This is a genomic window from Bacillus sp. SIMBA_008 (genome assembly GCF_046535495.1).
In the GTDB taxonomy this organism is placed as follows: Bacteria; Bacillota; Bacilli; order Bacillales; family Bacillaceae; genus Bacillus; species Bacillus subtilis.
The window spans coordinates 1-260 of sequence record NZ_JAWRWL010000708.1 but is presented as its reverse complement, the minus strand read 5'-3'; the positions used below and the strand labels follow the sequence as shown (position 1 = coordinate 260).

1 pseudogene is annotated in these 260 nt (G+C 72.3%); it reads left to right on the top strand.

Features of this window, described 5'->3' with window-relative positions:
* Window positions 1–260, top strand: a pseudogene (locus SB658_RS25085) (hypothetical protein); the annotation flags it as partial.

The window sequence follows — 260 nt, the reverse complement described above, 5'->3', positions numbered from 1 at the left end:
GCACCGCCGCAGGCAATCGCGCTGGTGCTGGTCGGGCCGCTGGCCGCGATACCGTTCTGCGCGATCGGCCTGCTGATCGGCAGCCTGGTGCCGGCATCGGGCGCGCCGGCAGTGGTCAACCTGGTGTACTTCCCGATGTCGCTGCTGTCGGGCCTGTGGTTGCCGCTGGCGGTGTTGCCGAAGCTGTTCTCCACGCTGGCGCCGCTGTGGCCGGCCTGGCACCTGGTCCAACTGGCGCAGCGCGCCCTCGGGCGTCCGGC